The sequence below is a fragment of the Pseudomonas sp. EB271-G4-1 genome, assembly GCF_058791355.1.
Map to the genome: position 1 here is coordinate 36,527 of NZ_JBYTEO010000002.1, position 23,416 is coordinate 59,942.

The 23,416-nt window shown below is 59.2% G+C and carries 20 protein-coding genes and 1 pseudogene; 9 read left to right on the forward strand and 12 right to left on the reverse strand.

Annotated features, from left to right (window positions below; translation table 11 throughout):
* Positions 1 to 51 precede the first annotated feature (51 nt).
* The 9 genes from hutI to AC3WWR_RS01255 all read left to right on the forward strand — a co-directional run bounded on the left by hutI (position 52) and on the right by AC3WWR_RS01255 (position 11,265).
* Entirely contained in the window at positions 52 to 1,257 is a 1,206-nt protein-coding gene (hutI, locus tag AC3WWR_RS01215) for an imidazolonepropionase (protein ID WP_492598409.1), read from the forward strand.
* Between the two features lie 10 nt (positions 1,258 to 1,267).
* Entirely contained in the window at positions 1,268 to 2,071 is an 804-nt protein-coding gene (gene hutG / locus AC3WWR_RS01220) for an N-formylglutamate deformylase (RefSeq protein ID WP_492598410.1), read from the forward strand.
* Positions 2,072 to 2,292: 221 nt separating this feature from the next.
* Positions 2,293 to 3,264, forward strand: a complete 972-nt coding sequence (pip, locus tag AC3WWR_RS01225) for a prolyl aminopeptidase (RefSeq protein WP_033042745.1) — start codon at positions 2,293 to 2,295, stop codon at positions 3,262 to 3,264.
* Entirely contained in the window at positions 3,261 to 3,698 is a 438-nt protein-coding gene (gene dtd / locus AC3WWR_RS01230) for a D-aminoacyl-tRNA deacylase (protein WP_020798516.1), read from the forward strand. Before pip ends, dtd begins: the two co-directional genes overlap by 4 nt.
* A 320-nt stretch (positions 3,699 to 4,018) precedes the next feature.
* Positions 4,019 to 5,836: a glucan biosynthesis protein G gene (locus AC3WWR_RS01235; protein ID WP_432668891.1), complete on the forward strand. Its 1,818-nt coding sequence runs from the start codon at positions 4,019 to 4,021 to the stop codon at positions 5,834 to 5,836.
* Complete coding sequence (gene mdoH, locus AC3WWR_RS01240; RefSeq protein ID WP_492598411.1) at positions 5,829 to 8,399, forward strand: glucans biosynthesis glucosyltransferase MdoH; 2,571 nt, start codon at positions 5,829 to 5,831, stop codon at positions 8,397 to 8,399. Before AC3WWR_RS01235 ends, mdoH begins: the two co-directional genes overlap by 8 nt.
* A gap of 242 nt (positions 8,400 to 8,641) precedes the next feature.
* Positions 8,642 to 9,439, forward strand: a complete 798-nt coding sequence (locus AC3WWR_RS01245) for a transporter substrate-binding domain-containing protein (RefSeq protein ID WP_020798519.1) — start codon at positions 8,642 to 8,644, stop codon at positions 9,437 to 9,439.
* 139 nt (positions 9,440 to 9,578) lie between these two features.
* On the forward strand, positions 9,579 to 10,538 hold the full coding sequence (locus tag AC3WWR_RS01250; RefSeq protein WP_033045447.1) for an amino acid ABC transporter permease: 960 nt from the start codon (positions 9,579 to 9,581) through the stop codon (positions 10,536 to 10,538).
* A complete protein-coding gene (locus AC3WWR_RS01255; protein WP_020798521.1) occupies positions 10,531 to 11,265 on the forward strand; it encodes an amino acid ABC transporter ATP-binding protein in 735 nt (244 codons plus the stop codon). Before AC3WWR_RS01250 ends, AC3WWR_RS01255 begins: the two co-directional genes overlap by 8 nt.
* Before the next feature lie 122 nt (positions 11,266 to 11,387).
* Here the strand turns inward: AC3WWR_RS01255 and AC3WWR_RS01260 are convergent, their stop codons facing one another.
* The 12 genes and pseudogenes from AC3WWR_RS01260 to ubiE all read right to left on the reverse strand — a co-directional run bounded on the left by AC3WWR_RS01260 (position 11,388) and on the right by ubiE (position 23,364).
* Entirely contained in the window at positions 11,388 to 15,008 is a 3,621-nt protein-coding gene (locus AC3WWR_RS01260; RefSeq protein WP_492598412.1) for a fibronectin type III domain-containing protein, read from the reverse strand.
* 228 nt (positions 15,009 to 15,236) lie between these two features.
* Positions 15,237 to 16,100: a methyl-accepting chemotaxis protein gene (locus AC3WWR_RS01265; RefSeq protein ID WP_404821818.1), complete on the reverse strand. Its 864-nt coding sequence runs from the start codon at positions 16,098 to 16,100 to the stop codon at positions 15,237 to 15,239.
* A pseudogene (locus AC3WWR_RS01270) lies at positions 16,092 to 17,153 on the reverse strand (methyl-accepting chemotaxis protein); the annotation flags it as partial. The gene AC3WWR_RS01265 and the pseudogene AC3WWR_RS01270, both read right to left, overlap by 9 nt.
* Positions 17,154 to 17,333: 180 nt before the next feature.
* Positions 17,334 to 18,041, reverse strand: coding sequence for a 16S rRNA (uracil(1498)-N(3))-methyltransferase (locus AC3WWR_RS01275; protein ID WP_033045335.1), 708 nt, complete (start codon positions 18,039 to 18,041; stop codon positions 17,334 to 17,336).
* On the reverse strand, positions 18,038 to 18,832 hold the full coding sequence (gene tatC / locus AC3WWR_RS01280) for a twin-arginine translocase subunit TatC (RefSeq protein WP_008058092.1): 795 nt from the start codon (positions 18,830 to 18,832) through the stop codon (positions 18,038 to 18,040). Before tatC ends, AC3WWR_RS01275 begins: the two co-directional genes overlap by 4 nt.
* Positions 18,829 to 19,254 carry a Sec-independent protein translocase protein TatB gene (tatB, locus tag AC3WWR_RS01285; RefSeq protein ID WP_033045334.1) on the reverse strand — a complete coding sequence of 142 codons (426 nt, stop codon included), beginning with the start codon at positions 19,252 to 19,254 and terminating at the stop codon, positions 18,829 to 18,831. The genes tatC and tatB overlap by 4 nt, the downstream gene beginning before the upstream one ends.
* Positions 19,255 to 19,264: 10 nt before the next feature.
* Positions 19,265 to 19,537, reverse strand: coding sequence for a twin-arginine translocase TatA/TatE family subunit (locus AC3WWR_RS01290; RefSeq protein WP_020801012.1), 273 nt, complete (start codon positions 19,535 to 19,537; stop codon positions 19,265 to 19,267).
* A 25-nt stretch (positions 19,538 to 19,562) separates the two neighbouring features.
* Positions 19,563 to 19,895 (reverse strand): phosphoribosyl-ATP diphosphatase, encoded by a 333-nt coding sequence (locus AC3WWR_RS01295; RefSeq protein WP_020801013.1) that lies wholly within the window; start codon positions 19,893 to 19,895, stop codon positions 19,563 to 19,565.
* Entirely contained in the window at positions 19,888 to 20,289 is a 402-nt protein-coding gene (gene hisI / locus AC3WWR_RS01300; protein ID WP_033045332.1) for a phosphoribosyl-AMP cyclohydrolase, read from the reverse strand. Before hisI ends, AC3WWR_RS01295 begins: the two co-directional genes overlap by 8 nt.
* An 80-nt stretch (positions 20,290 to 20,369) precedes the next feature.
* Positions 20,370 to 21,974, reverse strand: coding sequence for a ubiquinone biosynthesis regulatory protein kinase UbiB (gene ubiB, locus AC3WWR_RS01305; RefSeq protein WP_020801015.1), 1,605 nt, complete (start codon positions 21,972 to 21,974; stop codon positions 20,370 to 20,372).
* Entirely contained in the window at positions 21,971 to 22,594 is a 624-nt protein-coding gene (locus AC3WWR_RS01310) for a ubiquinone biosynthesis accessory factor UbiJ (RefSeq protein ID WP_020801016.1), read from the reverse strand. Before AC3WWR_RS01310 ends, ubiB begins: the two co-directional genes overlap by 4 nt.
* Positions 22,594 to 23,364 (reverse strand): bifunctional demethylmenaquinone methyltransferase/2-methoxy-6-polyprenyl-1,4-benzoquinol methylase UbiE, encoded by a 771-nt coding sequence (gene ubiE, locus AC3WWR_RS01315; RefSeq protein ID WP_007989286.1) that lies wholly within the window; start codon positions 23,362 to 23,364, stop codon positions 22,594 to 22,596. The genes AC3WWR_RS01310 and ubiE overlap by 1 nt, the downstream gene beginning before the upstream one ends.
* Positions 23,365 to 23,416: the final 52 nt, after the last annotated feature.

The following is a 23,416-nucleotide window of genomic DNA, read 5'->3' on the forward strand; positions in this document are numbered from 1 at the left end:
CCGATCGTTCCCACGCAGAGCGTGGGAACGATCAACCATCGGAGGAACCGAATGAAAACCCTCTGGCAACACTGCCACGTCGCAACCATGGCCCAGGGCGTCTACTCGATCATCGAGGATGCGGCCATCGTGACGGCCGGTGCACTCATCGAATGGGTCGGCCCGCGCAGCGAACTGCCGTCCGGCGAGTACCCGGTGGTCAATGATTTGAACGGGGCCTGGGTCACGCCGGGCCTGATCGACTGCCATACCCACACGGTGTTCGGCGGTAACCGCAGCGGTGAATTCGAGCAGCGTCTACAAGGCGTTAGCTACGCGCAAATCGCCGCCAGCGGCGGGGGTATCGCCAGCACCGTGCGTGCCACTCGCGCAGCCAGTGAAGATGAACTGTTCGCCAGCGCCGCCAAGCGCCTGAAAAGCCTGATGCGCGACGGTGTCACCAGCATCGAAATCAAATCCGGGTACGGCCTCGACCTGGCCAACGAACGCAAGATGCTGCGGGTCGCCCGTCGCCTCGGTGCCGAGCTGCCGGTCAGCGTACGCAGCACCTGCCTGGCGGCTCACGCCTTGCCGCCGGAGTACACCGATCGCGCCGACGATTACATCGATCACGTCTGCTGCGAAATGCTCCCGGCCCTGGCCGCCGAAGGGCTGGTGGACGCGGTGGATGCCTTTTGCGAATACCTGGCGTTTTCCCCTGCCCAGGTTGAGCGCGTATTCGTCACTGCCCGGGAACTGGGCTTGCCGGTGAAGCTGCACGCCGAGCAGCTTTCTTCCCTGCACGGATCGAGCCTCGCGGCGCGTTACCACGCACTGTCGGCCGACCACCTGGAATTCATGACCGAAGACGACGCCATCGCCATGGCCAAGTCCGGCACAGTGGCCGTGTTACTGCCCGGCGCTTTCTACTTCCTGCGCGAGACCCAATTGCCACCGATGGAGGCCTTGCGCAAACACGGCGTGAAAATCGCCATCGCCAGCGACCTCAACCCCGGCACCTCGCCGGCGCTGTCGTTGCGCCTGATGTTGAACATGGCCTGCACCTGTTTCCGTATGACCCCGGAAGAGGCCCTGGCTGGCGCGACGATTCATGCCGCGACGGCATTGGGCATGGCCGCTACCCACGGTTCGCTGGAGGCGGGCAAGGTAGCCGATTTTGTTGCATGGCAAATCGATCGTCCGGCCGACCTGTGCTACTGGCTGGGCGGCGACCTGGAAAAACGCGTCGTGCGTCACGGCGTCGAGACGAGCGTTTAGGAGAACAGTTGTGGATAAGGTTCTGAACTTCAAACAAGGCCGCGTGCCGCTGCTGATCAGCATGCCCCACGCCGGTGTGCGCCTGACCCCTGCGGTCGAAGCCGGGTTGATCCCCGCAGCGAAAAGCCTGCCGGACACCGATTGGCACATCCCGCAGCTGTACGATTTCGCCGCCGAACTGGGTGCCAGTACCCTGGCCGCCGAATACTCGCGGTTTGTCATCGACCTGAACCGGCCATCCGACGACAAGCCTTTGTATGTCGGCGCCACCACCGGCCTGTACCCGGCAACGCTGTTCGACGGTACTGCGTTGTTCCATGAGGGAATGGAGCCTTCGAAAGAAGAGCGCGCTACCTATCTGGAGCAGATCTGGACGCCATACCACAGCACCTTGCACAACGAGCTGGCGCGACTGAAAGCCGAGTTCGGCTATGCACTGTTGTTTGATGCCCACTCGATTCGCTCGATCATCCCGCACCTGTTCGACGGCAAACTGCCGGATTTCAACCTCGGCACCTTCAACGGCGCCAGTTGCGATCCACAGCTTGCAACTCAACTGGAAGCGATCTGCGACCGCCACCCGGACTACAGCCATGTGCTGAACGGGCGCTTCAAGGGCGGGCACATCACCCGTCACTACGGCAATCCGGCGGAAAGCATTCATGCCGTGCAACTGGAGCTGGGCCAGTGCACCTATATGGAAGAGTTCGAACCGTTCCGTTATCGGCCGGACCTGGCCGGGCCGACGCAGGTGGTATTGAAAGAATTGCTGCAAGGCCTGCTGGCCTGGGGCGAAAAGCATTACAACGCGTAACCTTGTGGGAGCGAGCCTGCTCGCGAATGCGGTGGGTCAGTCAACATGGATAGCGCCTGACACGCCCTCTTCGCGAGCAGGCTCGCTCCCACAGGTTTTCCGGCGGCAAATTTACAATCCAGCAAGTGCATGCTCATTGACGTAAATCGGGTTTATGATGCCCAACGGCAGAATAATAGAAGTCCCCCCAGGGATGACCTCGACCCCTTACGGAGTGCGCAATGCAGACTTTGTACCCGCAGATCAAACCCCACGCCCGGCACGATCTGGCCGTCGATGAAACCCACACGCTGTATGTCGACGAAAGCGGTTCACCGCAAGGTTTGCCGGTGGTGTTCATTCACGGCGGTCCCGGTGCCGGGTGTGATGCTGCGAGCCGATGCTACTTCGATCCAAACCTGTACCGCATCGTCACCTTCGACCAACGCGGTTGCGGTCGTTCCACCCCCCACGCCAGCCTCGAAAACAACACCACCTGGGACCTGGTCGCCGACCTTGAGCGAATCCGCGAGCACTTGGGCATCGACAAGTGGGTGCTGTTCGGCGGCTCCTGGGGTTCGACTTTGGCGCTGGCCTACGCGCAAACCCATCCGGAACGTGTGCACGGGCTGATCCTGCGCGGGATTTTTCTCTGCCGCCCGCAGGAAATCGAATGGTTTTATCAGGCGGGTGCCAGCCGTCTGTTCCCCGATTACTGGCAGGACTACGTTGCGCCGATCCCGATGGACGAGCGCGGCGATTTGCTCAACGCCTTCCATAAACGACTCACCGGCAACGACCAGATCGCCCAGATGCACGCGGCCAAAGCCTGGTCCACGTGGGAAGGCCGGACCGCGACGCTGCGTCCGAACCCGCTGGTGGTCGATCGTTTCTCCGAGCCGCAGCGTGCGTTGTCGATCGCCCGCATCGAGTGCCACTACTTCACCAATAACGCCTTCCTCGAACCGAATCAGCTGATTCGCGACATGGGCAAGATCGCCCATTTGCCTGGCGTGATCGTCCATGGTCGCTATGACGTCATCTGTCCATTGGATAACGCCTGGGAGCTGCACCAGGCCTGGCCCAATAGCGAATTGCAAATAATCCGGGACGCGGGCCATGCCGCCGCTGAGCCGGGGATTACCGATGCATTGGTACGCGCTGCCGACCGAATGGCCCGGCGCTTGCTCGACCTGTCGCCTGAAGAAGCATGAAGGGCTTGCTGCAACGCGTGCGCGGCGCGCGGGTCGAGGTAGCGGGGCAGGTGGTCGGCGCAATCGACCAGGGTTTGCTGGTGCTGGTAGCCGTCGAGCCCGACGACACGCGGGCCAGCGCCGACAAACTTCTCAATAAGCTGCTTAACTATCGTGTGTTCAGCGACGCTGAGGGCAAGATGAACCTGTCCCTGGCGGATGTGGGTGGCGGGTTGTTGCTGGTCTCGCAGTTCACCCTGGCCGCCGACACCAAGAGCGGGCTGCGACCGAGTTTCTCGACCGCGGCCCCCCCGGCCTTGGGCGAGGAGCTTTTCGGCTATCTATTAAGCAAAGCGAAACAGGTGCATGGCACTGTGGCATCAGGTAGATTCGGCGCGGATATGCAGGTGCACCTGGTCAATGATGGCCCGGTTACCTTTCTGTTACAGACCTGAAAGCGCTTGAAACATCTTTTTAAGCGCTTTTCGGTCGAAAACAGGCGTTTATCCCGATAAATACTTTGTTACCCCTGATGCGTTGTAACGCGGCCTACTAGATAATCGCGCGCTACGGGGATCAGCGTTCGTTGGTCCATTTTGACTTAGGTAGAGACTTGTCCGGATCCGATTGGGGAATCATTTTGCCCCAGCGGAGTCGGAACAATGCTCGCCAACTTGGCAAGAGTGGTCTGCAGGGTCGGCTTTTTCGCGCCGGATACCTGCTGGCCCTTTAACTGGCCGTTGGTTTTTTGATCTGTTTTCGGCGAGGGTTGCTCGTGATTGTTAGTCCCTGTAACGCACCAAAATTGACTGCCAAACGGTTTCGTAGCGCATTGGTAGCGGGCTCGGCACTGCTGTGCCTGCTCAGCGCCGGCCAGCTTTGGGCATTCAGTCTGGATGATGTATCGGTCAAGGCAAAAGAGCTGGCCGGGCAAAAGTACGAAGCTCCGCGCAGTAACCTGCCGAACGAATTCCGCGAGATGAAATTCGCCGATTATCAGAAAATTCGCTTCCTGACTGAAAAAGCCGAATGGGCCGATCAGAAGACCCCATTCAAGCTGTCGTTCTATCACCAGGGCATGCATTTCGATACGCCGGTGAAAATCAACGAAATCACGGCGAACACCGTCGAAGAGATCAAGTACGACCCGAGTCGTTTCGATTTCGGCGACGTCAAGTTCGATCCCAAGGCCACCGAGCAACTGGGTTACGCCGGTTTCCGCGTCCTGTACCCGGTCAACAAGGCTGACAAGCAAGACGAAATCATGACCATGCTGGGCGCGAGTTACTTCCGCGTGGTCGGCAAGGGTCACGTCTACGGCTTGTCCGCTCGCGGCATGGCGATCGATACCGCACTGCCGTCCGGCGAAGAGTTCCCGCGTTTTCGCGAGTTCTGGATTCAACAGCCGAAACCGGGCGACAAGCACCTGGTGATCTTCGCCCTGCTGGATTCGCCACGGGCGACCGGCGCCTACCGCCTGACCCTGCGTCCGGGCAGCGACACCATTGTCGACGTCAAGGCGCAGATGTTCCTGCGCGACAAGGTTGGCAAACTGGGCATCGCGCCACTGACCAGCATGTTCCTGTTCGGCGCCAACCAGCCGTCGAAAGTGCTGAACTACCGTCGTGAGCTGCACGATTCCAGCGGTCTGGCGATCCATGCCGGCAACGGCGAGTGGATCTGGCGTCCGCTGAACAACCCGAAACACCTGGCGGTGAGCAACTTCTCCGTCGAGAACCCGCGTGGCTTCGGCTTGCTGCAACGCGGTCGTGATTTCAGCCACTACGAAGACCTCGACGATCGCTACGACAAGCGCCCAAGCGCCTGGATCGAACCGAAGGGCGATTGGGGCAAGGGCACCGTCGATCTGGTCGAGATTCCGACCGCCGACGAAACCAACGACAATATCGTGGCGTTCTGGAGCCCGGAAAAGATGCCGGAGCCAGGCCAGCCGCTGGACTTCGCTTATCGCATGCACTGGACCATGGACGAAGCGGCGCTGCACGCACCGGACAGTGCCTGGGTCAGTCAGACCCTCAAATCCACCGGTGACGTCAAGCAGTCCAACCTGATTCGTCAGCCGGACGGCAGCGTTGCCTATCTGGTGGACTTCGAAGGTCCGTCCCTGGCAGCTTTGGCCCCGGATACGGATGTTCGCAGCCAGGTCAGCGTCGGCGAAAACGCCGAACTGGTCGAGAACAGCGTGCGCTACAACCCTGAAACCAAGGGCTGGCGCCTGACTCTGCGGATGAAGATCAAGGACCCGGGCAAGTCCACCGAGATGCGTGCTGCACTGGTGCAGAACATCGTGCCTGCCGATCTGGCCAAGACTTCGATTCCAGCATCCACTTCTTCCGTTGCCAAGGCCGACAAAGTTGCCGCCAAGCAAGCGGAGAAAGCGGACAAGGAAGCGAAGGCCGCCGAGGCCAAGCAGGCCGAAGCCAAGCCAGTCGCAGATGCCAAGGACAAGGCGAACAACAATGACGCCAAGCAGCCTGCTGCTGCCGACGCGGCCCCAGCCACACCGGAATCGGCATCGACTGAAGAAGTCCTGACCGAGACCTGGAGCTACCAGTTGCCTGCCGATGAGTAATTCTCAAGTACAGCCAGAGACTCTGTCCGAGTACCTGGCACATCTGCCGATGACCGACCAGCAGCGCGCGGAACTCGCGGGCTGTAAGTCCTTCAGCGAATTGCACGAGCGTTTGTCGTCTTCGACATTTGACGCCCCGACCGAGGCCGCCCAGGCATCGGTTGGCAAGCGCCTGACCCTGAGCACCGCCGAAGAGTTGCAGGACGCTGAAATGCTGGCGCTCGACGCCAGCGGTCGCGTCTGCCTGAAGGCGACCCCGCCGATTCGTCGGACCAAGGTCGTGCCGGAGCCATGGCGTACCAATATCCTGGTGCGCGGCTGGCGACGTCTAACCGGTCGCACCAACCCGCCGAAACCACCGAAAGACGAGAACGTGCTGCCGGCGGCGCGCTGGCGCACGGTCGGTTCGATCCGTCGCTACATTCTGTTGGTGCTGATGCTCGGCCAAACCATCGTCGCCGGCTGGTACATGAAAGGCATCATGCCGTACCAGGGCTGGTCGTTCGTCGACCTTGATGAAGTCCTGCACCAACCGCTGTTGCAGACCGCCACGCAAGTGCTGCCGTACGCGTTGCAGACCAGCATCCTGATCCTGTTCGGAATTTTGTTCTGCTGGGTCTCGGCCGGTTTCTGGACCGCACTGATGGGCTTTCTCGAGTTGCTCACTGGTCACGATAAATATCGTATCTCCGGCAAAAGCGCTGGCAACGAGCCGATTCCGAAGGATGCGCGCACCGCACTGGTGATGCCGATCTGTAACGAAGACGTGCCTCGTGTATTCGCCGGCTTGCGTGCAACGTTCGAGTCGGTCGCCGCCACAGGTGACCTGGATCGCTTTGACTTCTTCGTGCTCAGTGACAGTAACGACGCCGACATCTGCGTCGCCGAACAGCAAGCCTGGCTGGACGTCTGCCGCGAAGCCGGTGGCTTCGGCAAGATCTTCTATCGTCGCCGCCGTCGTCGTGTGAAACGTAAAAGCGGCAACCTCGACGACTTCTGCCGTCGCTGGGGGGGTGACTACAAGTACATGGTGGTGCTCGATGCTGACTCCGTGATGAGCGGCGAGTGCCTGACCAGCCTGGTGCGCCTGATGGAAGCCACGCCGGACGCCGGGATCATCCAGACCGCGCCACGTGCGTCGGGCATGGACACCCTTTATGCGCGTATGCAGCAATTCGCCACCCGTGTGTACGGTCCGCTGTTCACCGCTGGCCTGCACTTCTGGCAGTTGGGCGAATCCCACTATTGGGGCCACAACGCGATCATCCGCATGAAGCCGTTCATCGAGCACTGCGCCCTGGCGCCGTTGCCGGGTAAAGGCGCGTTTGCCGGTGCGATCCTGTCCCACGACTTCGTCGAAGCCGCGCTGATGCGCCGTGCCGGTTGGGGCGTGTGGATTGCCTACGACTTGCCAGGCAGCTACGAAGAATTGCCGCCAAACCTGCTGGACGAACTCAAGCGTGACCGTCGCTGGTGCCACGGTAACCTGATGAACTTCCGCCTGTTCCTGGTCAAGGGCATGCACCCGGTGCACCGCGCCGTGTTCCTGACTGGCGTGATGTCTTACCTGTCGGCGCCACTGTGGTTCTTCTTCCTGGTGTTGTCGACGGCGCTGCTGGCGGTCAATACGTTGATGGAGCCGCAATACTTCCTTGAACCGCGCCAGCTTTATCCGCTGTGGCCACAATGGCATCCGGACAAGGCGATTGCGCTGTTTTCGACCACCATCGTGCTGCTGTTCCTGCCGAAGCTGTTGAGCATCATCCTGATCTGGGCCAAGGGCGCGAAAGAGTTCGGTGGCAAGTTCAAGGTCACGCTGTCGATGCTGCTGGAGATGCTGTTCTCCATGCTGCTGGCGCCGGTGCGGATGATTTTCCACACCCGTTTCGTGCTCGCCGCATTCCTCGGCTGGGCTGCGACCTGGAACTCGCCGCAGCGTGACGACGACTCCACACCCTGGAGCGAAGCGGTCAAGCGCCACGGTCCGCAGACCTTGCTCGGTTTCTTCTGGGCACTGCTGGTGATCTGGCTGAACCCAAGCTTCCTGTGGTGGTTGGTACCGATCGTCGGTTCGCTGATGTTGTCGATCCCGGTGTCGGTGATTTCCAGCCGCGTCGGCCTGGGCCTCAAGTCCCGTGACGAGAGCCTGTTCCTGATTCCAGAGGAATACAATCCACCGCAGGCGTTGCTGGCGACTGACCAGTACACTCATGAAAACCGTTATCACGCGCTCAAGGAAGGCTTCATCCGCGCGGTGGTCGATCCACAGCAGAACGCCCTGGCGTGTGCGCTGGCGACCTCGCGGCACCGTGAGGCCGAGCCGATCGAATGGCTGCGGGTGGAGCGGGTCCGGCACGCGATGAAAGTCGGGCCTGAAGGCTTGACCAAAAATGAGCGGGTACAGTTGCTGAGCGACCCGGTTGCATTGGCTCGTTTGCATGATCAGGTCTGGAGCGAGGGTCACCCTGAGTGGCTGGGTGCTTGGCGCAAGTCGGTCCAGGCCGACCCCCATGCACCGCTGTTGCCGCTTCAGCCGCTGAGCGCACAGCCTCAGTTGGCGTAACGAAAAAAAACCCGCGAAAGCGGGTTTTTTATTGATCGTTGGGACGCGGAGCGTCCCTGGCTGCATTCCCACGCAGAGCGTGGGAACGATCAATTGCCCAAAAAACTTGTGCAATTGGACAGGTGCGTTAGCATCCGTCCCCGAATTGGTGCGCCCGGACCGTTTTGCGTCCGTATCTATCGGTTTTCTCAGGAAAACTGTCGATTTCGTGCCGCAAACGCAATGGTTTTGGGGACTTGAAGATGAAGAAGTATCTGTCGATGCTGCTGCTCGGCGTCACGGCATTGGTTGCAGTCAGCGCGGCGCAGGCCGGTGCCATTGATGACGCGGTCAAGCGCGGCACGTTGAAAGTCGGCATGGACCCGACCTACATGCCGTTCGAAATGACCAACAAGCGCGGCGAAATCATCGGTTTCGAAGTCGACATCCTCAAAGCCATGTCCAAGGCCATGGGCGTCAAGCTGGAGCTGGTGTCCACCGGCTACGACGGCATCATCCCGGCCCTGCTGACCGACAAGTTCGACATGATCGGCAGCGGCATGACCCTGACCCAGGAGCGCAACCTGCGCCTGAACTTCAGCGAACCGTTCATCGTGGTCGGCCAGACCCTGCTGATCCGCAAGGAGCTGGAAGGCACCATCAAGTCCTACAAAGACTTGAACACCGCTGACTACCGCATCACCTCAAAACTCGGCACCACCGGCGAGATGGTCGCCAAAAAGCTCATTGCCAAAGCCAAGTACCACGGCTACGACAACGAGCAGGAAGCTGTGCTCGACGTGGTCAATGGCAAGGCCGACGCCTTCATCTACGACGCCCCTTACAACGTTGTCGCCGTGAACAAGGTCGGCAACGGCAAGCTGGTGTTCCTCGACAAGCCGTTCACCTACGAGCCGCTGGCCTTCGGCCTGAAGAAGGGTGACTACGACAGCATCAACTTCATCAACAACTTCCTGCACCAGATCCAAGAAGACGGCACCTACGATCGCATCCATGACAAGTGGTTCAAAGACACCGCTTGGCAGAAGGATATGGAGTAACACCTCTACTTGAGCATTCCCACGCTCTGCGTGGGAATGCCGCCCGGGACGCTCCGCGTCCCTTCGCAAGCGTGACGCAGAGCGTCACAGGATGCATTCCCACGCAGAGCGTGGGAACGAGCGAATCAGAGAAGCGTTCATGAAACAGAAAAAAGCCCAATGGCCCTGGCACGTCCTGACCGTGCTGGTGCTGATCGGCCTGGCTGGCGCGTTGTATTACGCCACCTCGCTGATGTCGTACGAATGGCGCTGGAACCGCGTACCGCAGTACTTTGCCTACCACGCCGAAGAATCCCAGCGCGCCGCCGACATCTCCACCGTCAGCGAGTTAGTGCGCAAGGGCGATAAAGCTGAGGTCACGCTGCGCAATGACGCAGGCGACGAACAACACCTGATCGTCGACGAAAACAGCCTGCAAGTCGCCCAGGGCGATGATGTGGCCGAAGGCGATGTGATTGGCGTAACCCGCCACTGGGCCGCCGGGCCGCTGTTGTGGGGTCTCTGGACCACATTGTGGCTGTCCGTGGTGTCCGGCGTGCTCGGCCTGTTGATTGGCTTGGCGACGGGCCTGTGTCGGCTGTCGAATAACCCGACCCTGCGCGACCTCTCGACCATCTACGTCGAACTGGTGCGCGGTACTCCGCTGCTGGTGCAAATCTTCATTTTCTACTTCTTCATCGGCACCGTAATGAACCTGTCCCGGGAATTCGCCGGGATCGCCGCGCTGTCGCTGTTCACCGGCGCCTACGTCGCAGAGATCATCCGCTCCGGCGTGCAGTCGATCGCCCGTGGCCAGAACGAAGCGGCCCGCTCCCTCGGCTTGAGCGCGGGTCAGTCGATGCGCCACGTGGTGCTGCCGCAAGCGTTCAAGCGCGTACTGCCGCCGCTGGCCGGGCAATTCATCAGTCTGGTGAAAGACACGTCGCTGGTGTCGGTGATCGCGATTACCGAACTGCTCAAGAGCGGTCGCGAAGTCATCACCACCTCGTTCTCGCCGTTCGAAATCCTGTTCTGCGTCGCCGGCCTGTACCTGTTGATTAACCTGCCGCTGTCGAAAATCGCCAGCCGGCTTGAGCGGAGGCTCGCGCAAAGTGATTGAAGTCCGCGATCTGGTAAAAGTCTTCGATACCCGTGGCCAAGTGGTACGCGCCGTGGATAACGTCAGTACAACGGTCGCCAAAGGGGAAGTGCTGGTTGTGATCGGTCCATCCGGTTCCGGCAAGTCGACCTTCTTGCGTTGCCTTAACGGCCTGGAGGAGTTTGATTCTGGCTCGGTGAGCATCGACGGCCTGCAACTGGCCGATCCGAAAACCGACGTGAACGCCTACCGCCGTGAAGTTGGCATGGTATTCCAGCATTTCAACCTGTTCCCGCACATGACAGTGCTGGAAAACCTGTGCCTGGCGCAGAAAGTCGTGCGCAAGCGCGGCAAGAAAGAGCGCGAGGCCAAGGCCATGGTGCTGCTCGAAAAGGTCGGTATTGCGCAGAAAGCCAACGAATTTCCGTCGCGGCTGTCCGGCGGTCAGCAACAGCGGGTAGCGATTGCCCGTGCGCTGGCGATGGAACCGAAGGTGATGCTGTTCGATGAGCCGACCTCGGCGCTCGACCCGGAAATGGTTGGCGAAGTGCTGGATGTGATGAAGACACTGGCCGTGGAAGGCATGACCATGGTCTGCGTGACCCACGAGATGGGCTTTGCGCGGGAAGTGGCGGACCGGGTGTTGTTCTTTGACCATGGCAAGCTGCTTGAAGACGCTTCGCCGGCAGAGTTCTTTGATGCGCCGAAGGATCCGCGGGCGCAGGCGTTTTTACGCCAGGTGTTGTGAGCCGGTTTCTTGGTCTTGCGTTGTACGTCACGCAGCAAAACGCTTGGGCGCCTCCTGCCCACAGGATGTACAACTAGACGAAGACACTGTGGGCGCAGGAGCTTGCTGTCGGTATTCCCAGATCAGCCCCTGATGTGGACAGCATCCGAATACGTCCCATTGCGGTTCGCTCGCACCTCGAACAAGTGCGTTACACCGGGCGTCAAATTAAGGAACAGGTAGTAGGTATCGGGAAGATCTCCGAGGATGTTTCGATCTCGTGAAAGCTGATAACCGGTGACGCCGATACTATCAACGGGAGGTTCCCAATTGAGAAGTCCGACAATGTCGCTGGACCGTTCGAACGTCAGATTGGTCGGGCCATTGCTCGCAAGCGTGGTTACTTCAACCCTGTTCGGTTCCGAGCGGTACCCAGCAGAATCCACAGCGTACACCCTGAGGGTGTAGGTGGTGGAAGCGTTCAGATTGGTGATGAGATATTGCAGATCGGGCACCGTATCGATCCGCTCCTGCAAGTGCCATATCTCATACCCAGTCACCGCAACATTGTCTGTCGAAGGGGACCACGAAAGGCGAGCGGAGTTGCTGGTGATCTCGAAGGCTCTTAAGTTACTCGGAGGACTCGGTGGCGTTAAATCCGAACCTAGATGGTGATGGACGAAATGCGCAAACTTGCCGGCGTTTGATGCGGCATCTATCGCCCGTACCGAGAATAAATATTCGGTAGAACCGGCCAGACCGCTAGCAATAGCGATCGTACCGAATGCTGTGTGGCTGAAATTACCGTTTACAAAGATCTCATAAAGAACAACTCCGACGTTATCACTGGCTGCATCCCACTGCAGGCGCGCGGTGCTGGAAGTGGAATACCGTGCGATCAGGTTTTCAGGTTTGGAGGGCGCTGTTGTGTCTGGTTTGGTGGTGGTGACTGGCAAGGTGTCGGAGTCGGTACCGTTTCCGGCGGCATCCAGCGCGCGCACTTTGAAAAAATAAGTCGCCCCCTCGGTCATGCCTTCAACGGTAAGGGTTGTGCCACGCACGTATGTGAACCACCAGCCGTCGATGTAGACCTCATATTCAAGAACCCCCACGTTATCGCTGGACGCATCCCACTGCAGGGTTACGGAGGTATGGGTGACTGTTGTAGCTCTTAGGTTGGTGGGTTTGGAGGGCGGTGTAATGTCAGGTATGGTGGTGGTGACTGGTAGTTCAGCGGAGTCAGTAAAGTTTCCAGCAGGGTCCAACGCTCGAACCATGAATACATGGTTCGACCCTGGCTCCAAGCCGGTGACGGTATATAGGGTATCTTCTACAGTAGTGAGTGGAATATTGTTGCGCAATACTTGATAGCCGATGACTGCAACGTTGTCAGTGGAGGCACGCCACTCCAGAGTGACGGAGTAGTCGGTAATGTATCTGGCTCGCAACCCGCCAGGTTTGCTAGGTGGCTGAAGGTCTACGGATGCCAGCAGGTCCGAGTCCGTATAGTTTCCGGCGGCATCAAGAGCGCGTATCTTGAACCAGTAGGGTTCGGTAACGTGAACTATGAAAGTCGGGGCTTCAGAAAAGCTCACGAGCACACCGTTTCTATAACATTCATATTTAATCACTTTGACATTGTCGGTTGAACTGTCGCAGATCAGAGCACTCACTTCTCCTTGAGTATAAATCTTGAGGTTTTTCGGCTTGGACGGCGGTGTTATGTCCAGCGTGGTAACTGTCAGTGATTCTGACCTGTAAGATTCGTTGTTCGCACCATCCAGCGCAGTGACGCTATAGGTATACGCTGTAACGTCGTTGAGATTCCGGTCGATGAAAAAGGGGATGGTTACAGTGTCGTGCGGAGTGTTTTCGCGGTAGATTCGATAACCGGTAACCCCGATATTGTCTCTGGATGGATCCCACTCCAGGCTGACGGAGTCGCCGGTTATTGAGGTGGGGCGAACGTTGGTTGGTTTGCTGGGGCGGAGTTGGTCTTGGGGCACTACTAGTGATTCGGAATCGGCGAAGTTTCCGGCTGCATCAAAGGCGCGGATTTTGTACGATGCGCCAGAAGTTAGATATATTGATTTGAAGGTTTGTTGTAAAAGCCCTCCAGACGGTACGCCGTCGCAATAAACCTGATATCCAGTGACCCCTATGTTGTCGGTGGCAGCATCCCAGGAAAGAAGGCCCGCACCGACCTCGCCGATCATGTCGAGTCTGAAATTAGTCGGTGGGGTGGGTTTTGTGATGTCTGGTATTCCTACAGTGCGTCCAACGATTTCAGCTGTAGCACCGTAGCCGGAGTTGAATAGTGCGTATACACCGAGTCGGTAATTAGTCCCGTCTTTCAATCCATCGAATGTAAATTGCGTTGAGTTTGATTTAGTGGCAACGTACTGGCCATCTTTGCACAGTACATATGCGTTAAGTTGTTCGCTGTCGAAAGGTCGTTGCCACTCCAAAAAAATTGAGTCGGTTGTTGTCCTGCCCACAGTAAGACCCACTGGTCGGGATTGGCGGGCTCGATTGGCTCTCATGCGCGTGGCGTTGATGCACTTGTCGACTACTGCCGTGCCCGCTATGAAATCTACATTTATCATGTTTCCTTTGCTGGGGATTCTGTAGCGATCAGAGTGAATGCCTTCAAAAAAAGGCTTCCAGAGCACAGAGTTGGGAGAGAAGCGGATTGGCCCCAGCCAATCGTAACCAGCGGCAAACATCGACCATAACTTGTTGGTGGGGGGGTCTTTAAAGACGGATTTTATATGTTCTGCAAGCTCGGCTGAGCTGTTCAGATCGTCTCCGGTCCAGGTTTGATGAACTTTTGGCCAATGAAGTCCATATGGAAAGTCCCAGGCGACAATGACGTTTCGGCCCGGCCATTGATTCCGAATTTGAGCGATCGTCATCTGAGATGCTTCTGGTGGAATGCAATGCGCTCCGAGTATCCTTTCAATATCATGGGCGGCTCTACGTTTATTAAAGTCGTCGAGATTCTGTGCTTCATGGACACCTAGAATTACGAATTCCCCCGGGTTTTGTTGTACGAACTGAAAAACGTCTTGAATGCAGTGATCCAGGTGGCGATTCGAGTGCTCTCCACTGTGGTGAAACATGTACCTGCTACCTTTGTGGAGCAATCGCAAATCGAAAGCCCGAGCGCCTTTGTTCAATTGATAGGAGAAAGTGTCATCTTGGCAAGCCCACCACTGATCCACCGGCCATCCGGCGCCCTTCTGGTCGACACCAGCATTATGCGTTTGAGGTATTATCAGATCATGTATCTTGAGGCTTTCTAGATCAGGGCCTATATCTGTCATCCAGCGGCTATAGTTGTTCAGGGTTGCAGGGCGGTGGAGTACCAGGCTGGTGCGCGAGCAGCGAAGTGATTGTTTTTTACGCGAGCCATCAGTGCTGATCATAAGAGTTATTATAATGTGCGATTGATCGGCAAGCTTGGCAAGTTCGTCCAGGGGCAGTTTGCAACTGAAAGCAGCTTTCCCTGTTTGATGGATTGCCCTCGTAAACTCCGCCAACTTAATCGTTCCCGGACTTCTATCAGTCAGTGTGCACTTGCAATGAAGCCACAGTCTCGTGTGGCCGGTTATCTCTGCCCAAGAATCAACGCTGACTATCGGGTCAGTAGTCAGTTCGCTGAAGTTCAGTACGTCATTTTCGGTGTTGGATACAGAAACCCTTGGGAGATGATCGTTTCTGTATTCGGAGTCGGCCTGATGGGTAAACTCTTGTGGCGACATGATGGATGGCCTGCGCTGGAATTAGCGTAATTAATGCACAGGAAGTCTGGAGTTCACCACTATCTGAACTGTTAGTGGAGGGGTGTCGAGAAAGAGTCTAGAATTTAATATTTGTTGTTTTAAATTGAATTCATGGTGGTTGCCAATAATGAGTGGTCCATGAGTTATGGCGGCGACATGAGGTTTAGACAGCATGAGCTGTCTTTGCTCCTGCAGCCGCCTTCTCAATCAAACCCTGAACTTACCCACCAGCATCTGCAGATGCGTCCCCAATCGCGCCAGTTCCACACTGGACGCCGCAGTCTCTTCACTGGCAGCCGATGTCTGCTCGGACACGTCACGCACGTTCAACACGCTTCGATTGATCTCTTCAGCCACCGCGCTCTGTTGCTCGGCGGCGGCAGCAATCTGCTGGTTCATCGACTGGATCGCTGAAACCGTGCGGGTGATGTTTTCCAGGGAGCCGCCTGCGCGGCGAGTCAGTTCGACGCTGCTGTCGGTCAGGCTGCGGCTGTTGTCCATGATCGTCGCCACCTGCTGGGTGCCGGCTTGCAGGCCGACGATCAGCTCTTCGATTTCCTCGGTGGACTTCTGGGTACGCTGGGCCAGGCTGCGCACTTCATCAGCGACCACGGCAAAACCGCGCCCCGCCTCACCGGCACGGGCGGCTTCAATAGCCGCGTTGAGCGCCAGCAGGTTGGTTTGTTGGGCCACCGACTTGATCACGTCGAGCACGCTGCCGATCTTGTCGCTTTCGCGCTTGAGCTCGCCCATGGCCTCGGTGGAGTGACCCACTTCCTTGGCCAGGCGCTCGATCTGCGCGATGGCTTCGCCGACTACCTTGTCACCTTCGCGGGCCTGCTGGTCGGCTGCTACAGCGGCCTCCGAGGCTTCCTCAGCGTTGCGTGCGACTTCCTGCACCGTTGCGGTCATCTCGTTCATGGCGGTCGCCACCTGATCGGTCTCGACCTTCTGGCTGTTGACCCCGGCGCTGGTCTGTTCGGTGACGGCCGACAGTTCCTCGGCGGCGCTGGCGATCTGCGTGACGCCGTCGCTGATGCCGCCGATCAATTCGCGCAGGCCTTGGGTCATGCTCTGAATGGCGCGCTGCAGTTGGCCAAGTTCATCCTGGCGACGGGACACCAGGTTGTGGGTCAGGTCGCCGGCGGCGATGCGTTCGGCCGCCTTGAGGGTCTGGTTCAGCGGAATCACGATCTGCCGGGTGATGGCCCAGGCGGCAAACAGGCCTATGACCAAGGCCAGGAGGGTGGCCAGCAACAGCATGTTCTTGGCGTGCGCTACGTCGGTATCGCGCACCAGGGTTTGCGAGACGGTGAGCTTCTTGCTGACGTCGAGCAGAATCTCGCCTTGGGCAGCCATATGTTTGAATGCATCGGCGCTGGCGGTCTGGGAATCGTGGTATTGGATGACCGCGGCGCGGTAAGCCCTGAGCGAGTCTGTTGCTTGCTGCAAGTTAGCGATGTGTTGTTCTGGCAGCTTCGACGGCAGGCTTTGCAGATATTTCAGGGCGTTGTCGATGGCGTCCAGCGCTGGCTGTTCTGCCTCGGCCTTGCCGCTATAGGTGTAGCCACGCACCTGAAAGCGCGCTTGCTGGATCAATTTGCTCAAGTCGATCACGCTGTTGAACTGCGCCACGCTGTCGCCTTGCAGCAGGGATTGTTCGACTTCGGCGACTTTGGCCACGGCATTGTCGGCGGTGGCGCCCAATTTGCTGCGAGCATCTTCGCGACTGGCGCTGATCTGGGTCATGGACGCGAAAGCTTGCTTGTACTGGCTGACGGCGGCCAATTGCTGGTCGACCATGGTCACGTCGGCGGGTTGCTCGATCATCCGGCGAGCCGCTTGCAGGCTGGTGTCGAGCTTGCCCAGCAAATCGTTGACGGCGCCAGGGCCTTGTTCGCCGCGGCGCATTTCGTAATCCAGGCGGGCGATGCGCAGGTCTTTGGTCATCCCGTTGATATCGGAAATGAACCCCAGCGTATCACCGCGACGGGTGACGTCGCTCAGGCCGGTCCAGCCCGTGAAGGTGATCAGCATCGTCAGCAGCAGCACAAGACCGAAGCCGACGCCCAGCTTGCGGTTTACGCTTACGTTCCCCAGTTTATCGGCTAGCGATTGGTACATGCTGCAACTCTCCCGGAGCAAACATTGGTTTCATGGGAGGTATATCGGCAGGCGGGGGAAATCCTGTAGGAGCGAGCATGCTCGCGAAGGTCGTTAACGATGACGCTGGCTGCCTGAAACCCTGCGGCGCTCTGTTGGCCATCGCGAGCATGCTCGCTCCTACAGGGGGGCGGTGTTTGGTTAGAAGAGCCGGGCGAGCAGCGCGGTAACGGCAGTTTCCACGCGCAGGATGCGCTCGCCCAGCTGCACCGGTTGCAGGCCGGACTTGCCCAGCAAGTCGATCTCGTAGGGGATCCAGCCACCTTCCGGGCCGATGGCCAGGGTCACGGGCTCGGTGAGGGCGCGGGGGCAGGGCGGGTATTGGCCTGGATGACCAACCAGGCCGAGAGTGCCCTCGGTAATGGCAGGCAGGCGATCTTCGACGAACGGCTTGAAGCGTTTCTCGATCACGACTTGCGGCAACACGCTGTCCCTGGCTTGTTCGAGGCCCAGGATCAATTGCTCGCGAATGGCCTCGGGCTCCAGGAACGGTGTCTGCCAGAAGCTCTTCTCGACGCGATAGCTGTTCACCAGCACGACCCGTGGCACACCCATGGCCGCGACGGTCTGGAACACCCTGCGCAGCATCTTGGGCCGCGGCAGGGCCAGGACCAGGGTCAACGGCAACTTGGCGGGTGGGGGCTGGTCGAGGGTGACGCGCAGTTCCGCCTCGTTGGCGTCCAGGCGCAGAACCTCCGCCGAGCCCATCAGCCCGTCGATGCGGCCGACACGCATGCTGTCACCCACTTCGCAGCGGTGGACTTCCTGCATGTGGGTCAACCGCCGATCGCGCAGAACCACCCGGTCGGCCGCAATGAAGTCAGCCTCTTCAAGGAGCAGCAGGTTCACGGTTGGGTCGCTGGCGGCTGGTCGTTGTTATCGTCGGCAGGCTGGTCGTCCGGATGCTCGCCACGCTTGCTGATCAGGCTGCCGAACAGGATGCCGATCTCGAACAACAGCCACATCGGTACGGCCAGCAGGGTCTGCGAGAAAATGTCCGGCGGGGTCAGGATCATGCCGACGACGAAGCAGCCGATGATCACGTACGGACGGATTTTCTTCAGGTACTTCACGTCGACCACGCCGATCCACACCAGCAGCACCACGGCCACCGGGATTTCGAACGCCACGCCGAAGGCGAAGAAGAGCGTCATGACGAAATCGAGGTAGCTGGTGATGTCGGTCATCATTTCCACGCCGGCCGGGGTGGCGGCGGCGAAGAATTTGAAGATCAGCGGGAACACCAGGAAATAGGCGAACGCCATGCCGGCGTAGAACAGCACGATGCTCGAACACAGCAAGGGCACGGCGATGCGTTTCTCATGCTTGTACAGGCCCGGTGCGATGAAGCCCCAGATCTGGTGCAGGATCACCGGAATCGCCAGGAACAACGACACCATCATGGTCAGCTTCAGTGGCGTCAGGAACGGCGACGACACATCCGTGGCAATCATCGTCGCACCGGCTGGCAGGTAGGCCCGCAGCGGTGTCGAGACGAAGGTGTAGATTTGCTGGGTAAAGGCGAACAGCCCGGCAAAGATGATGAAGATCGCCGCTACGCAGCGCAGCAGGCGGGTACGCAACTCAGTGAGGTGCGAAACCAGCGGCATGTGCTGGTCGTTTTCAGGAAGATCGCTCATGGGGCTCGCGGCGGCAATGTTGGGTCTTGAGGGGCCGGCGCAACGGGCGCCGCCGCAGGTGCAACGTGTTCGACCGGGGTCGTTGCGACAGGTACAACTTCGACTGGCGCAGATTCAACGACAGGCGCATGAATCGTCGGCGACGCTGCAGGCTCGACAGGTGTCGGTTGCTGCTGGGTCGGCGAGAAGATCTTGCGGGCCTCCTGCTCAAGCGACAGGATGTGCTCGTTGTGCAGTTGCCGACGAATCTCGTCGGCACCGATTTCACGTTCAACTTCCTGTTTGATTGCGTTGAAGCTGCGCTTGAGGCGGCCAACCCACAGGCCGGCGGTACGCGCAGCGCCCGGCAGGCGCTCGGGGCCCAGCACCAGCAGGGCGACGAGGCCAACGAGCAGCAGTTCAGAGAAGCTGATACCAAACATTAGTCAGTGCTCACGAGTCTTTGCGGATCGGCTCTTCGACTTTTTGCGCCTGCACGTCGATGGTGTGCGGCTGGTTAACAGTGGCCTGTGGCTGAACCGGTGGAACCGGTTGGGCCGGAGTCGCGGTCGGGTCGGCCGGTTTTTCGTCGTCGTTCATGGCCTTGCGAAAGCCCTTGATGGACTCGCCGACGTCGGTGCCGAGGTTTTTCAGTTTCTTGGTGCCGAATACCAGTACCACGACAACCAGAATGACGACCCAGTGTTTCCAGTCAAAAATGCCCATGCTGCTGCTCCTCTCTAATAGTTATTCAGGCGGACGGGCGCGAGGCTTTCTCGGCGTGTCCGGACAGACCGAAGCGACGGTCCAGTTCATCGAGTACAGCCTGGGGATGCTGCCCCAATTGGGCGAGCATGACCATGCTGTGGAACCATAAATCGGCGGTTTCGTAGATCACATCGCTGCAGTCGCCGCTGATGGCGGCGTCCTTGGCGGCAATGATGGTCTCTACTGACTCTTCGCCAACTTTTTCCAGAATCTTGTTCAAGCCCTTGTGGTACAGGCTGGCGACGTACGAGCTGTCGGCGGCGGCGCCTTTGCGCTCTTCCAGCACCTGGGCCAGACGGATCAACGTGTCACTCATGTTTGTGTCCTGCGCAATAGATGGCGTGCGGATCTTTCAGGACCGGGTCGACAGTCGTCCAGTCGCCGTTCTCGAAAACACGGTAGAAGCAGCTCTGGCGCCCGGTATGACAGGCAATGTCGCCAATCTGCTCGACCATCAGGATGATCACGTCGGCGTCGCAGTCCAGGCGCATCTCATGCAGGGTCTGCACATGACCGGACTCTTCGCCCTTGCGCCACAGCTTGCCGCGCGAGCGCGACCAGTAGATGGCGCGGTTCTCGGCAGCCGTCAGTTCCAGTGCTTCGCGGTTCATCCAGGCCATCATCAGGACGCGCCCGGTCTTGTGGTCCTGGGCAATCGCCGGCACCAGGCCGTCGGCGTCCCATTTGATCTCGTCCAGCCAGTTTTTCATCTTCGACTCCGACAGCAAGCCCGACACATCATTAGTCGGGCTCAACGTTGAAACAGTGTGCCAGTGCGCAGCACAACTGGCTATCGGCGAACGACCAGATACAAGCCGACCGCCATCATGATGCCCGCTGGCCAATAGGCCAGATCGTTCAATGGCCCGCCCGCGGCGAGGATCGCGCCACCGGCCAGATGGGCCGTACCGAGCAGGCGCAGGAACCAGTCGTCGCGGCGTCGATGCCAGGGTGGCGGCGGATCGTTGGCATGGGGCTGGGACAGGCGTTCGAGCAGGTCACGGGTCATATTGGCCAAGTGCGGGATCTGTTCGATCTGGGATTGCACGTTGCCAAACAAGGCTTTGGGACTGACGCGGTCACGCATCCAGCGCTCGAGGAAGGGTTGCGCGGTGTTCCACAGGTCGAGGTCCGGGTACAGCTGGCGGCCCAGGCCTTCGATGTTCAACAGGGTTTTTTGCAACAGGACAAGTTGCGGCTGCACTTCCATGTTGAAGCGACGAGCTGTCTGGAACAGGCGCATCAGCACTTGGCCGAAGGAAATATCTTTTAACGGTTTTTCGAAGATCGGTTCGCAGACCGTCCGGATCGCCGCTTCGAATTCGTTGAGTTTGGTTTCTGCCGGCACCCAGCCCGAATCGATGTGCAGCTGTGCCACTCGCCGGTAATCGCGCTTGAAGAACGCGAACAGGTTGCGCGCCAGGTAATCCTGGTCCTGGGGGGTAAGGCTGCCGACGATACCGCAGTCGATCGCGATGTATTGCGGGCTCCACGGCTGCACCGTGCTGACGAAGATGTTGCCGGGGTGCATGTCGGCATGGAAGAAGCTGTCGCGAAACACTTGGGTGAAGAAGATCTCCACGCCGCGTTCGGCGAGCATTTTCATGTCGGTGCGTTGGTCCGCCAGGGTCGCGAGGTCGGTCACCTGGATGCCGTAGATACGCTCCATCACCAGCACTTTCGGCCGGCACCAGTCCCAATAGACTTGTGGTACGTACAGCAGTGGCGAACCCTCGAAGTTGCGCTTGAGCTGGCTGGCGTTGGCCGCTTCGCGCAGCAGGTCGAGTTCGTCGTAGATGGTTTTTTCGTAGTCCTGGACCACGTCCACCGGGTGCAGCAGGCGCGCATCGGCCGAGAGTTTTTCGGCGGCGCGGGCGAGGATGAACAGCCACGCCAGGTCTTGCGCGATCACTGGTTTGAGGCCAGGCCGGATCACCTTGACCACGACTTCCTCGCCGGTTTTCAGCTGTGCAGCGTGCACTTGGGCCACCGATGCCGAGGCCAGTGGTTCGACGTCGAAGCGGCTGAACACTTCGCTGATTTTCTTGCCCAGCTGCTCTTCGATCAGATTGACCGACACTTGCGAGTCGAACGGCGGCACGCGGTCCTGCAGCATCATCAGCTCATCGGCGATGTCTTCGGGCAGCAGGTCGCGGCGGGTGGACAGGATCTGCCCGAACTTGATGAAAATCGGCCCCAGGTCCTGCAGCGCCAAGCGCAATCGTGCGCCACGACTCAGGTCCAGCGTCTTGCGCGGGAACCAGCGCCACGGCAAGGCGTAACGCAGCACCAGGAGAAACCAGGGCAGCGGCAGGGCGAACAGCAGGTCATCGAGGCGGTAGCGGATCACGACGCGCTGGATGCGCAACAAACGGCGGACGGCAAGCAGCTTCATGCGTTATCGCTTGGGTCGAGGGATCGGGAAAGGCGCTCGAAACGCGCCTCGAGACGTTCCAGATCGAGTTTGATCTGGTCCAGTTCACTGAATCGGGCTTCGGCTTCGCGCTGACCGACGAGGGTACGTGATTCTTCAGCCAGGTATTCGCCCAGGTTCTGGCCGAGGCTGGCGAATCCTTGCTGATACCAGCGGGCACGGCTGCGCAGATGACCGCCGACCAATTGCGTGGCGACAGGGCCAAGCCAGCGCGAGAGTTCGTACTCCCAATCCAGCTCGAGGTCCTGGAGGATCGCCGCCAGTTCCAGCAATACACCGCTGTCGCCGTCGAGCTCGACTTCGGGTGCATGCAGTACCGAAGTCTTGTCTTTGCTCATCGCCAGTTTCAGCAGGCTCGAGGCCGGTGCGCGCAGGGTGCAGTCGGCGCCGGTTTCCCATTGGGACGCGAGCATCAGGCCTTCATCGCTGGGCAGGATGAACACTTGCAGCGCCGGGCTGCGGCAGTCCACGGCAATCACTTTGCCGGCCAAATGCGCCAGCCGCGGCAGTGCCGTGCTGTCGAGACGCAGCACTCGGTTCAGGCCGAGCTCAACGCTGGCGAGCAGGCCGGCGAGCAGCATCAGGGCTTGATGCCACGGTGCAGGGCGACGATGCCTGCGGTCATGTTGTGATAGGTCACGCGGTCGAAGCCGGCCTCGACCATCATCGATTTCAGGGTTTCCTGGTTCGGGTGCATGCGGATCGATTCGGCCAGGTAGCGATAGCTTTCCGAGTCGTTGGTGATCAGCTTGCCCATCAGTGGCATGAAGGCGAAAGAGTAGGCGTCGTAGGCCTTGGACATCAGCGCGTTGGTCGGCTTGGAGAACTCCAGCACCAGCAGGCGACCGCCAGGCTTGAGCACGCGCAGCATCGAACGCAGGGCGTCTTCCTTGTGCGTGACGTTGCGCAGGCCGAAGGCGATGGTCACGCAGTCGAAATGGTTGTCCGGGAACGGCAGTTTTTCCGCATCAGCCTGGACGAATTCGACATTGCCGGCCACACCCAGGTCCAGCAGGCGGTCACGACCGACCTTGAGCATGGATTCGTTGATGTCGGCCAGCACCACCTGGCCAGTCGGGCCAACGAGGTGCGAGAACTTGCGGGTCAGGTCACCCGTGCCGCCGGCGATGTCCAGCACCCGGTTACCGGTGCGCACGCCCGACAACTCGATCGCGAAACGCTTCCACAGGCGGTGCATGCCGCCCGACAGGAGGTCGTTCATCAGGTCATACTTGGCGGCTACGGAGTGGAAAACCTCAGCGACTTTTTCCGCTTTCTGGCTTTCCGGAACGTTTTTGAAGCCGAAGTGAGTGGTGGGTTCGGCATCGCTGCCTTTGCGCTGATCAGTCATATCGCTGTCACCAAAAGAGAATGCGCGACATTCTAATCCCCAAGGCATGCTT

Bases quoted from the DNA above. Each gene is read 5' to 3' on its own strand.
- hutI (WP_492598409.1), top strand. From the start codon at position 52: ATGAAAACCCTCTGGCAACACTGCCACGTCGCAACCATGGCCCAGGGC.
- pip (WP_033042745.1), top strand. From the start codon at position 2,293: ATGCAGACTTTGTACCCGCAGATCAAACCCCACGCCCGGCACGATCTG.
- dtd (WP_020798516.1), top strand. From the start codon at position 3,261: ATGAAGGGCTTGCTGCAACGCGTGCGCGGCGCGCGGGTCGAGGTAGCG.
- mdoH (WP_492598411.1), top strand. From the start codon at position 5,829: ATGAGTAATTCTCAAGTACAGCCAGAGACTCTGTCCGAGTACCTGGCA.
- AC3WWR_RS01245 (WP_020798519.1), top strand. From the start codon at position 8,642: ATGAAGAAGTATCTGTCGATGCTGCTGCTCGGCGTCACGGCATTGGTT.
- AC3WWR_RS01250 (WP_033045447.1), top strand. From the start codon at position 9,579: ATGAAACAGAAAAAAGCCCAATGGCCCTGGCACGTCCTGACCGTGCTG.
- AC3WWR_RS01260 (WP_492598412.1), bottom strand. From the start codon at position 15,008: ATGTCGCCACAAGAGTTTACCCATCAGGCCGACTCCGAATACAGAAAC.
- AC3WWR_RS01265 (WP_404821818.1), bottom strand. From the start codon at position 16,100: ATGACCCAAGGCCTGCGCGAATTGATCGGCGGCATCAGCGACGGCGTC.
- tatC (WP_008058092.1), bottom strand. From the start codon at position 18,832: ATGAGCGATCTTCCTGAAAACGACCAGCACATGCCGCTGGTTTCGCAC.
- tatB (WP_033045334.1), bottom strand. From the start codon at position 19,254: ATGTTTGGTATCAGCTTCTCTGAACTGCTGCTCGTTGGCCTCGTCGCC.
- AC3WWR_RS01290 (WP_020801012.1), bottom strand. From the start codon at position 19,537: ATGGGCATTTTTGACTGGAAACACTGGGTCGTCATTCTGGTTGTCGTG.
- AC3WWR_RS01295 (WP_020801013.1), bottom strand. From the start codon at position 19,895: ATGAGTGACACGTTGATCCGTCTGGCCCAGGTGCTGGAAGAGCGCAAA.
- hisI (WP_033045332.1), bottom strand. From the start codon at position 20,289: ATGAAAAACTGGCTGGACGAGATCAAATGGGACGCCGACGGCCTGGTG.
- ubiB (WP_020801015.1), bottom strand. From the start codon at position 21,974: ATGAAGCTGCTTGCCGTCCGCCGTTTGTTGCGCATCCAGCGCGTCGTG.
- AC3WWR_RS01310 (WP_020801016.1), bottom strand. From the start codon at position 22,594: ATGCTGCTCGCCGGCCTGCTCGCCAGCGTTGAGCTCGGCCTGAACCGA.
- ubiE (WP_007989286.1), bottom strand. From the start codon at position 23,364: ATGACTGATCAGCGCAAAGGCAGCGATGCCGAACCCACCACTCACTTC.